General features: G+C 71.5%; 13 protein-coding genes. 7 read left to right on the top strand and 6 right to left on the bottom strand.

What is annotated here, in order from left to right; translation table 11 throughout:
• Nucleotides 1-103: 103 nt before the first annotated feature.
• Genes sigJ through ACIQMR_RS05105 form a run of 3 tightly spaced genes read right to left on the bottom strand, consistent with a single transcriptional unit; the run spans nt 104 to nt 2,003 of the window.
• On the bottom strand, nt 104-985 hold the full coding sequence (sigJ, locus tag ACIQMR_RS05115; RefSeq protein ID WP_401383039.1) for an RNA polymerase sigma factor SigJ: 882 nt from the start codon (nt 983-985) through the stop codon (nt 104-106).
• A complete protein-coding gene (locus tag ACIQMR_RS05110) occupies nt 982-1,170 on the bottom strand; it encodes a DUF397 domain-containing protein (RefSeq protein ID WP_401383036.1) in 189 nt (62 codons plus the stop codon). Before ACIQMR_RS05110 ends, sigJ begins: the two co-directional genes overlap by 4 nt.
• Nucleotides 1,167-2,003, bottom strand: coding sequence for a Scr1 family TA system antitoxin-like transcriptional regulator (locus ACIQMR_RS05105; protein ID WP_401383034.1), 837 nt, complete (start codon nt 2,001-2,003; stop codon nt 1,167-1,169). The genes ACIQMR_RS05110 and ACIQMR_RS05105 overlap by 4 nt, the downstream gene beginning before the upstream one ends.
• Before the next feature lie 155 nt (nt 2,004-2,158).
• On the opposite strand from ACIQMR_RS05105, the gene ACIQMR_RS05100 reads away from it, so the two are divergent.
• The 3 genes from ACIQMR_RS05100 to ACIQMR_RS05090 all read left to right on the top strand — a co-directional run bounded on the left by ACIQMR_RS05100 (nt 2,159) and on the right by ACIQMR_RS05090 (nt 4,388).
• Nucleotides 2,159-2,566 carry a hypothetical protein gene (locus tag ACIQMR_RS05100; RefSeq protein WP_401383032.1) on the top strand — a complete coding sequence of 136 codons (408 nt, stop codon included), beginning with the start codon at nt 2,159-2,161 and terminating at the stop codon, nt 2,564-2,566.
• 50 nt (nt 2,567-2,616) lie between these two features.
• Nucleotides 2,617-3,117, top strand: a complete 501-nt coding sequence (locus tag ACIQMR_RS05095; RefSeq protein ID WP_401383029.1) for a GNAT family N-acetyltransferase — start codon at nt 2,617-2,619, stop codon at nt 3,115-3,117.
• 143 nt (nt 3,118-3,260) lie between these two features.
• Nucleotides 3,261-4,388: a CapA family protein gene (locus ACIQMR_RS05090; RefSeq protein ID WP_401383027.1), complete on the top strand. Its 1,128-nt coding sequence runs from the start codon at nt 3,261-3,263 to the stop codon at nt 4,386-4,388.
• 29 nt (nt 4,389-4,417) lie between these two features.
• On the opposite strand, the gene ACIQMR_RS05085 is transcribed toward ACIQMR_RS05090, so the two are convergent.
• A complete protein-coding gene (locus tag ACIQMR_RS05085) occupies nt 4,418-6,160 on the bottom strand; it encodes a serine/threonine-protein kinase (RefSeq protein ID WP_401383026.1) in 1,743 nt (580 codons plus the stop codon).
• Between the two features lie 177 nt (nt 6,161-6,337).
• Here ACIQMR_RS05085 and ACIQMR_RS05080 point away from each other — a divergent pair, with 177 nt between their 5' ends.
• The gene (locus ACIQMR_RS05080) at nt 6,338-6,850 is read left to right on the top strand and encodes a VOC family protein (protein ID WP_401383024.1); all 513 of its coding nucleotides are present in this window, start codon (nt 6,338-6,340) and stop codon (nt 6,848-6,850) included.
• On the opposite strand, the gene ACIQMR_RS05075 is transcribed toward ACIQMR_RS05080, so the two are convergent.
• Together ACIQMR_RS05075 and ACIQMR_RS05070 are read right to left on the bottom strand one after the other, a co-directional pair.
• Complete coding sequence (locus ACIQMR_RS05075; RefSeq protein ID WP_401383021.1) at nt 6,789-7,310, bottom strand: MarR family winged helix-turn-helix transcriptional regulator; 522 nt, start codon at nt 7,308-7,310, stop codon at nt 6,789-6,791. The genes ACIQMR_RS05080 and ACIQMR_RS05075 overlap by 62 nt on opposite strands.
• Nucleotides 7,307-7,894: a DJ-1/PfpI family protein gene (locus ACIQMR_RS05070; protein ID WP_401383018.1), complete on the bottom strand. Its 588-nt coding sequence runs from the start codon at nt 7,892-7,894 to the stop codon at nt 7,307-7,309. Before ACIQMR_RS05070 ends, ACIQMR_RS05075 begins: the two co-directional genes overlap by 4 nt.
• Before the next feature lie 193 nt (nt 7,895-8,087).
• Here ACIQMR_RS05070 and ACIQMR_RS05065 point away from each other — a divergent pair, with 193 nt between their 5' ends.
• The 3 genes from ACIQMR_RS05065 (at nt 8,088) to ACIQMR_RS05055 (ending at nt 12,858) form a co-directional block, all read left to right on the top strand.
• On the top strand, nt 8,088-9,458 hold the full coding sequence (locus ACIQMR_RS05065) for an aspartate aminotransferase family protein (protein ID WP_401383015.1): 1,371 nt from the start codon (nt 8,088-8,090) through the stop codon (nt 9,456-9,458).
• A gap of 125 nt (nt 9,459-9,583) precedes the next feature.
• Complete coding sequence (locus ACIQMR_RS05060) at nt 9,584-10,264, top strand: GntR family transcriptional regulator (RefSeq protein WP_401384068.1); 681 nt, start codon at nt 9,584-9,586, stop codon at nt 10,262-10,264.
• Complete coding sequence (locus ACIQMR_RS05055; RefSeq protein ID WP_401383012.1) at nt 10,261-12,858, top strand: glycosyltransferase; 2,598 nt, start codon at nt 10,261-10,263, stop codon at nt 12,856-12,858. Before ACIQMR_RS05060 ends, ACIQMR_RS05055 begins: the two co-directional genes overlap by 4 nt.
• Nucleotides 12,859-12,860: the final 2 nt, after the last annotated feature.

Here is a 12,860-nt window from a genome sequence, read left to right as displayed (position 1 = left end):
GGTTCCACACCGGAAGGCGTCGGTGAGCTGCAGAACGGGCTGCCGCCGCGACGCGGAATGCCCCCTTTCGACCGTATGGCCGAAAGGGGCACGCCGCCACATGTCAGTCGCCCAGGGCCGCCAGGTCCAGACGTGCCAGTCGTTCCGGGTCGGTGAGGATGTCGATCCGGACGACCTTGCCGCCCACGATGGCCAAGGACATGACCGAGAGCGCCTTGCCCTCGGGCGCCGCGACCATGCCCACCGTGCCGTTGACGAGGACGACGCGCGCGAGCGGGGCGAAGCGCTGGTACGTCATCGCCTGGCCGGCGACGTTCTCCGCGCCGTGGACCAGCTTCGTCGTGGTCGCCGCCAGGACGCCGCCGTCCACCCGCAGGACCACGTCCGGGTCGAGCAGTGACAGCAGGGCGTCGAAGTCGCCGCCGCGCGACGCCGCGATCCACGCGTCCACGACCTCGCGCTGCCGCGCCAGATCGGGGTCCGGTACGGGCGCCTCGCCCACCCGCCGCCGCCCGCGGCTCGCGAGCTGCCGCGTCGCCGCGACCGACTTGCCCACGATCGGCGCGATCTCGTCGAACGGCACGGCGAACATGTCGTGCAGCACGAAGGCCAGCCGCTCCGCGGGCGCGAGCGTGTCGAGGACGACGAGCATCGCGAGGCCCACGGAATCGGTGACCAGCGCCTCGGCCTCCGGGTCGGTGCCGCTGAGGCCACTGATGACCGGATCGGGCACGTAGACGTCGAGCGGGTCCTCACGGCGCGACGTACGCGACCGCAGCATGTCCAGGCATACGCGGCCCACCACCGTCGTCAGCCAGCCGCCCAGGTTCTCCACGGCATCCGCGTCCGAGCGGCTGAGCCGCAACCACGCCTCCTGGACGGCGTCATCGGCCTCGCTCAACGAGCCGAGCATGCGGTATCCCACCGCCCGAAGATGAGACCGATGCTCCTCGAAGCGCTGCGCCAGCAGCTCGTCGTCGGTCACTTCGCCCAGTCGAGGAACGTCGACCAGGCGATGGGTGCCACGGCGAAGGTGGGGCCGTCGGTGGACTTGGAGTCGCGGAGGTGGATGGTGTGCGACGACGTGCGCTGGTCGATGGCGACCTCGACGCAGCTGCCGCCGCTGTCATCGCTGTAGCTGGACTTGAACCACCGCAGGCTCTCGCTCATCTCTGCTCTCCCGCCAACTGCTCGATGAGGCCCAGTGATTCCCGGGGATCCAGGGCCTGTGCTCGGATCCTCGCATACCGCTGGGCGTACGTACTGACCTTTCCTGGGTCCCTGATCAGCAGGCTCTCGTCCTGAGGTTCCAGGTAGACGAGGTGGTCGTGCTCGGGGGTTTCGATGAGGTTCATCTCGCCCCGGTCGCCCGCGTGCTCGCCGCCGAGTCCACAGTTCATCGGTAGCACCTCAAGCGTGACATTGCGCCGCTCCGCGCACTCGGCGAGATGCAGCAATTGCTTCCGCATGATTTCGTCATCGCCGATCGGCCGCTTGAGTGCGGACTCCTCCAGTACGAGCTCGATCGTCGCCACCGGTACTCGGTCGAACAGTGCTTTGCGCGCCATACGCGCCTCCACCAGCTCCTCCACCCGGTGCTCGGGCAGTGGCGGGTACCCGCCCCCGATGAGTGCTCGCGAGTACTCCTCCGTCTGGAAGAGGCCGTGGACGACGAACGTCGCGTACAGGCGCAGCACCAGCGCCTTCTGTTCCACCAATACGTAGTCCTTGAACTGCGGCGGATACTTCTCCATCCGCATGTACACCCGCGCCTGCTCGAAGATCTCCAGCCCGTCCCCGAGCACCTGCTCCAGCTTGACGAGCATCTCGTCGCTAGCCGGCTGCGCACACGTCTCCATCGCGCTCACCGCCGCGGCCGAGAAGCCCATCTCCCTGCCGAGCTGTTCCTGCGTCCATCCCTTTCGCACGCGGAGCTTTCGCGCCACGTCCGCCACCAGTCGCGCTGTCGGACTCGCCGATTCCTTGTTTTCCGCTCGCGCCATTGCGATCCCGTTCTGACTCAACCGGTCTCAACCGGTCACTACCCGGCCCCGCCGAACTCGACCCGTATCGACGGACCTTGACGCAGGTCAAAGGGGGTGCGACGGGCCCGCCCGGGTCATGGAAAACGCTAACCGCAGGTGGTCAGACTGGAGTTGTGAATGCGCAAACTCGCGGGGCGAGCATCGACTGGATTCCCGATTCCGGATTCCAGCTCCGAAAGGCCGGCGTGCATTTCGACGCGGTACGTGTCGACGGCGACGACGGACGCCGGCTGGCCGACCTGATGCACCGCATGACAGGCGGCGATCCCGGCCCCGTCGTCACCGAGGCCAACGGCTGCCGGGGCGTGTACTTCCTCCTCCCGGCGGCCAGTACGGTCAACCGCCCCTGGCCGCGCGGAGTGACCCGGTACAACTCGCCCATGGGGTCCGCCGGTTACGTACCCGTACCCGCGCTCGAAGGTCCGACCTGGCCGCTGGCCTGGCGATTCCCGCCCGCCGCGGCCGACCGCTTCGTACATCCACTGCTGCTGCGTACGGCGGCCGTCGAGCTGCTGGGCTGAACTGCCCGGTCCGAGTCCCGCTGTCAGACCCGTGCGGCACACTGCCTGGTATGGACATCACCGTCAGGCGCGCCGAGCCCGAGGAGTACGAGGAGCTCGGCGAGATCACCGCACAGGCCTACCTCGGGGACGGACTGCTCACCTCGGGCGAGCACGACGCGTATCTGCGCGTACTGCGGGACGTCGCCGCCCGGGCGCGCGCCGCCGAGGTGCTCGTCGCCGTGGACCAGGACGGGACGATCCTGGGCGGAGTGACGTTCGTGGGGGACGGCGGGCCCTTCGCGGATGTCGCGGGGGAGGGCGAGGCCGAGTTCCGGATGCTCGCCGTCTCGCGGCGCGCTCGTGGCCGGGGCGCGGGTGAGGCCCTCGTCCGGGCCTGCACCGCGCGGGCGCGCGATATCGAGGGCTGTCGGCAGCTCATGCTGTCGACGCAGGGAGCCATGCACGCCGCGCACCGCATATACGAGCGGATCGGCTTCGTGCGGACCCCGGAGCGCGACTGGGAGCCCGTGCCCGGCTTGAGGCTGCTCGCCTACGGCCTGGAGCTCTGAGGGGCTCTCCGCTCTCCACCGCAGGTCCCGTGGGGCGCGGGGCCCGGGCCGGCAGCACGCCGGCAGCGCCGAACAGCTGGTTGAAGTGTTGACGATTGATCGGCTCGGAGCCGCGCAGAGCCGCAGGTGGGAAAATGGCACCCATGAGCGGCCGGGCCCTCGTGTCGCTGTTCCTCAGCGGCGATGTCATGTCGGGCCGGGGCGTCGACCAGATCCTTCCGCACCCCGGTGATCCCACGCTGCGCGAGGGTTACATCCGGGACGCCCGCGACTATGTGGCGCTCGCGGAGGCCGTGAACGGGGCGATTCCACAGCCCGTGGACTACGCCTGGCCCTGGGGCGCCGCGCTGGACGTGCTCGACCGGTTCGCGCCCGATGTGCGAGTGATCGACCTGGAGAGCAGTGTCACGACGAGTGACGAGTTCGCTCAGGGCAAGGCGGTGACGTACCGGATGCACCCCGACAACGTTCCGTGTCTGGCGGCCGCGCGGCCCGATGTCTGTGCGCTGGCCAACAACCATGTGCTCGACTTCGGGCGGCGCGGTCTGGAGGAGACCCTGGCGGCGCTGAGCCGTGCCGGTCTGCGGTCGGCCGGGGCCGGGCGGAACAGGGACGAGGCGCAGCGGCCCGTCCCGGTGCCGACGAAGGCGGGCGGGCGGGTGCTCGTCCTGTCCTGCGGGATGGCGTCCGCAGGCATCCCGTCCCGCTGGGCGGCGGGCGAGAGCCGGCCGGGCGTCGACTTCGTCCCCGATCTCTCCGCCCGCAGCGCCGACGCGCTCGTACGGCGGCTGCGGGCCGTGCGCGAGCCCGGCGATCTGACCGTCGTCTCCATCCACTGGGGCTCGAACTGGGGATACGGGGTCTCACAGAGCCAGAGCGCGTTCGCCCACCGGCTCATCGACGGCGGAGTGGATCTCGTCCACGGTCATTCCTCGCACCATCCGCGGCCGATCCAGGTCTACCGGGGGAAGCTCATCCTGTACGGCTGCGGCGACCTCATCGACGACTACGAAGGCATCTCCGGCTACGAGCGCTACCGCGACGACCTGCGGCTGCTGTACTTCCCGTCCCTGGACGCGGAGTCGGGGGCACTGGCCGCGCTGCGGATCGTCCCGATGCAGGCCCGCCGGATGCGGCTCCACCCCGCCTCGGCGAGGGACTCCGGCTGGCTGTGCGAGGTCCTGAGCCGGGCCGGGCGCGCGTTCGGCACGCAGGTGGAGCCCGAGCTCGGCGGGGACGGGACGCTGACGCTGCGCTGGTCCCGTCACTGAACGGACGGCGGGACGGGACTTGCCGGCCGTCAGTCCACCTTCGTGTACGTCAGCGGGGCTCCGCCCGAGCCGACGAGCTCGCGGACGATCGTGCGGTCGTCGGGCATGTTGAGACGGCTCCACTCGCCGGGGGAGCAACTCTGCGGATCGCCCGAGGAGACCTGGGTGGGGCCGAGTTCGAGGGGCGGGCCCGGGTCGCGCAGCGTGGCGGACCAGGCGCAGTCGTAGGTGGCGCTCGTGCCGGTGAGGGTCATGACGGTGTCGCCGGTCGAGCCGCGCGTGATGGTCATGACGCGGGTGTTGGTGTTGCCGTCGGCGGTGGTGAAGGCCGCCTGCCAGGTGCCGACGTACTCCTGCGGAACGGTCCCGGGGCCGGTGGTCGGCGATGCTTCGGGCGACTTCGGGGACGACTCGGCGGTCGTGGGGCTCCCGGATGCCGAAGGGCCGGGCGCCGGCGGGTTCTTCGTATGGCCGGAGCCGTTCATGAGCGCGTACACCGACGTGCCGGCGGCGACCGCGACGACCACGGCGACGGCGACGAGGGCCACCGTGCCGCGAGTGCTGGGGCGCGGCGGCTCGGGGGCGGGCGGCAGTGGGACGTAGACGGGGTGGGGGACGTACGGGGGCGGCGTCGCAGGGCCGGGCATCGTGGGAAGGGCGTGCACCGCGGGCACACCCGGAGCAGCGGTACCCGGAGCAGCGGTACCCGGAGTGGACGGTGCCGTAGGCGCAGGGCCCGCAGGAGCAGGGGCCGGAGGAGTCGGTTCCGACGGGTCCGGGAAGCTCTCCGGGTGCTCGACCTCCAGCAGTTTCACGGCATGGCTGCCCAGTTGGGCGATGAGCGATCCGGGAAGCCACGGCACCGTGGAGTCCTGCGACACGCCCCCGGCCCGCTCCAGGAACTGCTCCAGCGTGGGCCGGGAGCCGGGCTCCTTGTGCAGGCAGTCGCGTATCAGGTCCCGCAGCCCGTCCGGGACGCCGGAGAGATCCGGCTCCTCCTCGGCGATCCGGAACATCTGGGCGTGCACTCCGCTGTCCGCCGAGCCGAACGGCAGCCGCCCGCTCGCCGCGTACGCGAGGACCGAGCCCAGGCAGAACACGTCGCAGGCCGGGGTGATCCGGTCACCGCGCACCTGCTCGGGCGCCATGAACCCGGGTGAACCGACCAGCGCTCCCGTGCGGGTGAGCCCGCCGTCCGTGACGGTCTCCAGGGCGCGGGCGATTCCGAAGTCGATGACGCGGGGTCCGTCGATGGTGATCAGCACGTTGGAGGGCTTGAGGTCGCGGTGGACGATGCCGGCGCGGTGGATGTCCGTCAGGGCGCGGGCGAGGCCGACGCCGAGGGTGCGTACGGAATGCTCGGGCAGCGGGCCGTGGGCGGCGGGGCCGCTGTCCCGGCCGCCGTCGTCGCCGCCCTGACGGCCGTGGCTCCCGTCGCCCCCGTCGCCACGCCGGCCGCCGGACACGACGGCGTGCAGCGAGGGCCCGGCGACGTAACCGGTCGCGACCCACGGCACCGCCGCCTCGGTGTCCGCGTCCAGCACCGGCGCGGTCCAGGGCCCGCCCACCCGGCGTGCCGCCGCCACCTCCTGGCGGAAGCGGCTGCGGAACTCCTCCTGCTCCGCCAGCTCACGCCGTACCAGCTTGACCGCGACCGTACGGCCCCGGTCCGAGCGGGCGAGATACACCCGGCCCATGCCGCCGGCTCCCAGGCGGGCGAGCAGCCGGTACGCGCCGATGCGCCGCGGATCCCCCGATGCGAGCTGCTCCATGGCCGAGCGGCCCTCCCCCCGAAGTTCGTCACGCGCGTACGCGCGTGCTCGATCGCCTGAGGATAGTGCGCGAGGAAGCGGTCCCCACAGATGGTCGGCACCAGGCCGGAAACCGGCCTAATTCCGGCCTACGTTCTGTCGAGTTGCGATCCCGTAGGCATACGCGAGGAGACAGGCATGACCGTTCAGCCGGTTCCCGAGGGCTACACCACGGTCACGCCGTGGATCATCGGCCATGACACGGCGGGCCTCATCGACTACCTCCAACGGGCCTTCGACGCGGAGGACCTGGGCCGCTTCGAGATGGAGGACGGCACGATCGGGCACGCGGAGCTGCGCATCGGCAACGCGCGGCTGATGGCCTTCGACAGTCCCAGGGACTGGCCGGCCACCCCCGCCTTCGTGCGGCTGTACGTGCCGGACGCGGAGGAGACGCACCGGCGGGCGGTCGCGGCGGGGGGTACGTCGGTGACGGAGGTGACCCACCTGTACTTCGGCGACAAGGTGGGCCGGGTCCGTGATCCGTACGGCAACGTCTGGTGGATCCAGACACACGTCGAGGACGTGGACGAGGCGGAGCTGGAACGGCGGCTGTCCGACCCGGAGTTCAGCGAGTCGATGGCGTACGTCACGGGCTCGCCGGCGCGGGCCGGTGCGAAGCCGGACGATCCTGCCAGTGCGCCGAACTGATCGCGTCCTTCGAACTGATCGCGTCCATCGCCTCGGACAGTCGCGTCAGGACCCGTACCGTCTGCTCGAACCGCTCCGTCCCGAGCTCTTCGGCGAGCCGGGCCGCGAGGTCCGCGTGGCCGGGGTCGATCCGCTGGATCGCGGCCCGGCCCTCGGCGGTGGGGCGCAGCAGTTTGGCGCGGCGGTGCGCCGGGTTCGGGACGTACTCGGCGAGGCCCTTGTCGACGAGCAGGTCGGCGATCCGCTGCACGCTCTGCCGGGTGATGCCCATGGCGCGGGCGACCCCGGCGACGGGCAGGGGCTCGCCGAGCACGGCGCCGAGTACCTGCCACCAGGCGGCGGTCAGCCCGGCGGGGCGGGCCAGTTCCTCGGCGACACCGAGGAACTGGCCGTTGAGGCGGAAGACGCCGAGAGCCGTGGCGCTCAGCAGATCCTGCTGCGCCCGGGGTGCGTCCGTCATGAGTTGAGCTCTTCGTACGCGGCCGGGTCCGAGTCGTGGAACAGCCGGTACCAGGCGTCGAGCCGGGATCCCTCGAACGCGCCCAGTCTGCCGAGCACTTCACGGGCGAAGGCGACAGGCTCGGTCGGGCCGGCCGTGATCAGATCGCCGTCGGTGACGGCGTCGGTGTCGACGTAGTTCCCGCCGCCCGCGTAGCCGGTCGCCGCGAGATAGAACGACACGGCGCTGGTGTGCTTCCTGTCGTCCAGCAGTCCCTCCCGCGCCAGCCCGGCCGTGGCCCCGCAGATCGCGGCGACGGGCACGCCCGCGTCCAGGAACTCGCGCGCCTTGCGGGCGAAGGGCGCGAGGTCGTCGCCCGCGTCCCACAGGTCGGCGCCGGGGAGGACGAGCAGCTCGCTGTCCTCGGGCCGCAGCTCTTCGAGGGCGAGTTCGGGCAGGACGCGCAGGCCGCCGATGCTGGTGACCGGCTTGTCGGCGGCGGGGCCGACGGTGCGGACGGGGTGGCCGGTGCGGGCGAGCCAGGCGGTGGCGTGGCCGGTTTCCCAGTCGGCGAAGGTGTCGTAGACGGCGAGATGGACGGTCATGGCGGCCTCCCTGCGGTCGATTGACAGTAAACTGTCATATCGGCAGCATGCTGTCAATGCTTCGGGGGTGTCTCGCAGATTCGGGGTGTCTCGCGCAGGGGTGTCTCCGTCGCGACACCTTGCCCATGAAAGTGGCCGAGGCCATACAAGGTGGCCATGTCGACCGTGACCCGGGCGTCCCTAACCTGGCCGCATGACCCCTCTGACCCCTCATGTCGCTCCCGACCCCCAGGCCGGCGCGGCCGTAAAGGCCGCCGACCGCGCGCACGTCTTCCACTCGTGGTCCGCCCAGGGCCTGATCGACCCGCTCGCCGTGGCCGGCGCGGAGGGTTCGTACTTCTGGGACTACGACGGCAAGCGCTACCTCGACTTCACCAGTGGCCTCGTCTACACCAACATCGGCTACCAGCACCCGAAGGTCGTCGCCGCGATCCAGGAGCAGGCGGGGCGGCTGGCCACGTTCGCGCCCGCGTTCGCCGTCGACGTACGGTCCGAGGCCGCACGCCTCATAGCCGAGCGCACGCCCGGCGACCTGGACAAGATCTTCTTCACCAACGGCGGAGCCGAGGCCGTCGAGAACGCCGTGCGCATGGCCCGGCTGCACACGGGCCGTACGAAGGTGCTCTCCGCCTACCGCTCGTACCACGGCGGCACGTCCACGGCGATCAACCTCACCGGCGACCCGCGGCGCTGGGCCTCCGACACGGCCTCCGCCGGTGTCGTCCACTTCTGGGCGCCGTTCCTCTACCGCTCGCCGTTCTACGCCACGACCGAGGCGGAGGAGTGCGCGCGGGCGCTGACCCACCTCGAGGACACCATCGCGTTCGAGGGTCCCGGGACCGTCGCGGCGATCGTCCTGGAGACCATCCCCGGCACGGCGGGCATCATGACCCCGCCGCCCGGGTACCTCGCGGGCGTCCGCGAGATCTGCGACCGGTACGGGATCGTCTTCGTCCTCGACGAGGTCATGGCGGGCTTCGGACGGACCGGCACGTGGTTCGCCGCCGACCACTACGACGTCGTGCCCGACCTGATGACCTTCGCGAAGGGCGTCAACTCCGGGTACGTGCCGCTCGGCGGCGTCGCCATCTCGGCAGAGATCGCGGCCACCTTCGACAAGCGGCCCTACCCCGGCGGCCTCACCTACTCCGGTCACCCGCTGGCCTGCGCGGCCGCCGTCGCCACGATCCGGGCGATGGAGGACGAGAAGGTCGTCGAGCACGCCGCGCACATCGGTGAGACCGTCCTCGGCCCCGGCCTGCGCGAACTGGCCGACCGCCACCCGTCGGTCGGCGAGGTCCGCGGCCTCGGCGCCTTCTGGGCGCTCGACCTCGTACGCGACCGCGAGACCCGCGAGCCGCTCGTCCCGTACAACGCCTCGGGCGAGGCCGCCGCGCCCATGGCCGCCTTCGGCGCCGCCTGCAAGGCCAACGGCCTGTGGCCCTTCATCAACATGAACCGCACCCACGCCGTCCCGGCCTGCAACATCACCGAGGCGGAGGCGAAGGAGGGCCTCGCCGCGCTGGACGCCGCGCTGGCGGTGGCGGACGAGCACACGGCGTAGCCGGCCGCTCGCGGAGCGCCTGGCCCGGCGCAGGCGCTCCGCCCGGGGGCAGCGTGCCGTGCGCAGACAGCCGCACGCCTCCCCTGGCTTAAGGTGTCCGCAACCGGATGGAGGGGACGGACACGATGCCCGCGAGCGGAGCTGTGACCCGCAACACCCTGCGGCAGCAGATCGCCGACGCGCTGCGTGACGAAGTCCTCGCCGGGCGTCTCCAGCCCGGCCAGGAGTTCACGGTCAAGCAGATCGCCGAGCAGTACGGCGTGTCCGCCACCCCCGTACGCGAGGCGCTCGTCGATCTCGCCGGCCAGGGACTGCTCGACTCCAACCAGCATCGCGGCTACCAGGTGCACCGATTCTCCGTCGAGGACTTCCGCGGCATGATCGAGGCCCGCTCGCTCATCGTCGACGGCATCTTCCGCGAGGGCGGTGCCCCGCGCGCCCACCTGGCGAGCGGCGTCGCGCTCGTCTCCGTACGCCGCCGCGCGGAGGAGGCGGCACGGGCCGCCCGCTGCGGGGAGCTGAACGTACTCATCGGCTACGACCTGCGGTTCTGGCGCGAGCTCGGCACCCTCGTCACCAACAGCTACATCGCCGACTTCCTGCACCGCCTCCGCGTCCAGTCCTGGGCCTTCGCGGTCCCCCACCTCCGCGCCGAACCCGAGCTCGGCGAGTGGCTGTGGAGCGGGCACGAGGAGCTGGTCGACGCGATGACCCTCGGCGACGCCGACGCCGTCCACGCCGTGATCGCGTCGCACGACGACCTCGCCCTGAAGTGGGCGGACCGCCTGGAGCGGCAGTCGGCGTGACCTCCGCGAACGTCTCGAGCGCCGCCCCCGCGGCCACCTCCGACCCGGCCGTCGACCTCACCGTCGTCGTCCCGGCGTACAACGAGGAAGCCCGCCTGCCGCTCACCCTGGACGCGATCAGGGAGCATCTGAACGCCGACCCCGGCCGCTGGGGCACGTGGGAGCTGATCGTCGTCGACGACGGTTCGACGGACGGCACCGCGCGCGTCGCCCGGGAGGCGGCCGCCGAGGACGCCCGTGTCCAGGTCGTCACCTGCGACCGCAACCACGGCAAGGGCCATGCGCTGCGGCTCGGCGTCCTCTCCTCCTACGGCCGCCGCGTCCTCCTCACCGACGCCGACCTCGCCACCCCCATCGACGAACTGGACCGGGTCGACAAGCAGCTCACCGCGGAGGGCGGCGGCGCCGCCATCGGATCGCGCGCCCACCCCGACTCCCGTATCGAGGTGCACCAGCGCCCGCTGCGCGAATGGCTCGGACGCATGGGGAACCGGCTGATACGCGCGGTCGCCGTACCCGATGTCCACGACACCCAGTGCGGCTTCAAGCTCTTCGACGGCGACAAGGCGCGGGCCGCCTTCGCCGACTCGCGCATCGACGGCTGGGGGATCGACGTCGAGATCCTCAGCTTCTTCCGGCGGGCGGGCTGGCGGATCACCGAGGTCCCGGTGCGCTGGTCGCACCGCGCCGGTTCCAAGGTGCGGCCGGTGGACTACGCGAAGGTGCTGCTGGAGCTCGGACGCCTCAAAGCGCGCACGGGCCGACCGCACGCCGACCGAGGCCGCGCCGACCGAACCCACGCCGACGACCCGCGCCCCGGCCGGTCCGCAGGACCGTGGCGTGGCCTACGACGCGCGGACCTCGCCGTCCTCGGCCTCTTCCTCCTCGCCTCCCTCCTCCTCTACAAGAACCTCTGGTCCGATCTGAGCCGCGGCTATCTCGCCGACTCGATGCAGGACCAGAACCAGTGGGAGTGGTTCTTCGCGGTCACCGCGGACAACGTGGCCCATCTGCGCAACCCGCTCTTCACGACCCTCCAGGGGCATCCCGACGGCGTGAACCTGATGGCGAACACGGTGATGCTGGGACTGTCCGTCCCGCTCACCCCCGTCACCCTCGCCCTCGGCCCGACCGTCACCTGGGCCCTCGTCCTCACGCTCGGCCTGACGGCGACGGCGTACGCCTGGTACCGGCTGATCGCCCGGCACCTCGTCGCCGGTAGGGCCGTGCGCAACCGCTGCGCGGCCGCACTCGGGGCCGCGCTCTGCGCCTTCGCGCCACCGATGATCTCCCACGGCAACGCCCACCCCAACTTCCTCGTCCTGTTCATGATTCCGGTGGTCATCGACAGGGCGCTGCGGCTGTGCGAGGGGCGCCGGGTGGTGCGCGACGGGGTGCTGCTCGGCCTGTTCGCGGCGTACCAGATCTTCCTCGGCGAGGAACCGCTGCTGCTCGCGGCCGTCGGCATGCTGCTCTTCGCGCTGTCGTACGCGGCAGCCCGCCGCGACGTCGCCCGAGTGGCGTGGCGGCCGCTGCTGAGCGGGCTCGGTATCGGCGTGGCCGTCGCCGTCCCGCTGGTGGCGTTCCCGCTGTGGTGGCAGTTCTTCGGCCCGCAGAGCTACACCGACGTGCTGCACGGCGACAACACCTTCAACAGCCCGCTGTCCTTCCTGGAGTTCTCGGGGCGGTCGCTGCTGGGGGACGAGGTGCGGGCGGATCTCCTCGCCATGAACCGCACCGAGCAGAACGCGTTCTACGGCTGGCCGCTGGTCGCGTTCACCGTGGCGGTGGTGGTGCGCCTGTGGCGTCTGGCGGCGGTCAGGGCACTGGCGTTCACCACCGTCGCGGCCGCCTTCCTGTCCCTGGGCGTGCACTTCCGCGTCCCGTACACGGACATCGTGCTGACCGGACCGTGGCGATGGCTGGCCGACCGGCCGCTGTTCGAGTCCGTCATCGAGTCACGGATGGCGATGATCTGCGCCCCGGCACTCGGCATGCTGGTGGCGCTCGCGGCGGACCGTCTCCTCGCGACGCCCGTACGGGTGAACAGGCTGACCGGGCTCGCCGCCCTGGCCGCCGCGCTCGTCCCCATCGCGCCGACCCCGTACCCCGTGCGGGAGCGCCCGGAGATCCCGGCGTTCATCGCCGACGGCATGTACCGCGAGCACCTCGGACCGGGCGAGACCCTGGTCCCGGTCCCACTGCCGGACCCGGGCAACGCGGAGGCGCTGCACTGGCAGTCGGCGACCGGGCTCGGCTTCCGGGTGCCCGGTGGATACTTCAACGGGCCCTGGGGTCCGGACCGCATCGGCATCTACGGCGCTTCCCCCCGCCACACCTCCAACCTCCTCCGTGACATCCGCTACGGCGCCCCCGTACCCGACATCGGCGCCAACTGGCGGGCCCAGGCCCGTGCGGACCTGGAGTACTGGCGGGCGGGGGTGGTGGTGCTGGCGCCGCAGGACAACGACGGGCCGCTGCACGAGGCGGTCGCGAAACTGCTGGGCAGCCCGGGGGAGCGCATCGGCGGAGTGTGGGTATGGGATCTGCACACCCTCGATGCCGATTCCGACTCCAGCGCCCGCGACGGCTGACT

This window comes from Streptomyces sp. NPDC091376, from assembly GCF_044757085.1.
Lineage (GTDB): Bacteria > Actinomycetota > Actinomycetes > Streptomycetales > Streptomycetaceae > Streptomyces > Streptomyces pratisoli.
This window is presented reverse-complemented; position numbering and strand designations above follow the sequence as displayed.

Coding starts and splice junctions, on each gene's coding strand:
- ACIQMR_RS05090 (WP_401383027.1), top strand. CDS start 3,261: ATGAGCGGCCGGGCCCTCGTGTCGCTGTTCCTCAGCGGCGATGTCATG.
- ACIQMR_RS05105 (WP_401383034.1), bottom strand. CDS start 2,003: ATGGCGCGAGCGGAAAACAAGGAATCGGCGAGTCCGACAGCGCGACTG.
- ACIQMR_RS05080 (WP_401383024.1), top strand. CDS start 6,338: ATGACCGTTCAGCCGGTTCCCGAGGGCTACACCACGGTCACGCCGTGG.
- ACIQMR_RS05110 (WP_401383036.1), bottom strand. CDS start 1,170: ATGAGCGAGAGCCTGCGGTGGTTCAAGTCCAGCTACAGCGATGACAGC.
- ACIQMR_RS05085 (WP_401383026.1), bottom strand. CDS start 6,160: ATGGAGCAGCTCGCATCGGGGGATCCGCGGCGCATCGGCGCGTACCGG.
- ACIQMR_RS05075 (WP_401383021.1), bottom strand. CDS start 7,310: ATGACGGACGCACCCCGGGCGCAGCAGGATCTGCTGAGCGCCACGGCT.
- ACIQMR_RS05070 (WP_401383018.1), bottom strand. CDS start 7,894: ATGACCGTCCATCTCGCCGTCTACGACACCTTCGCCGACTGGGAAACC.
- ACIQMR_RS05095 (WP_401383029.1), top strand. CDS start 2,617: ATGGACATCACCGTCAGGCGCGCCGAGCCCGAGGAGTACGAGGAGCTC.
- ACIQMR_RS05060 (WP_401384068.1), top strand. CDS start 9,584: ATGCCCGCGAGCGGAGCTGTGACCCGCAACACCCTGCGGCAGCAGATC.
- ACIQMR_RS05065 (WP_401383015.1), top strand. CDS start 8,088: ATGACCCCTCTGACCCCTCATGTCGCTCCCGACCCCCAGGCCGGCGCG.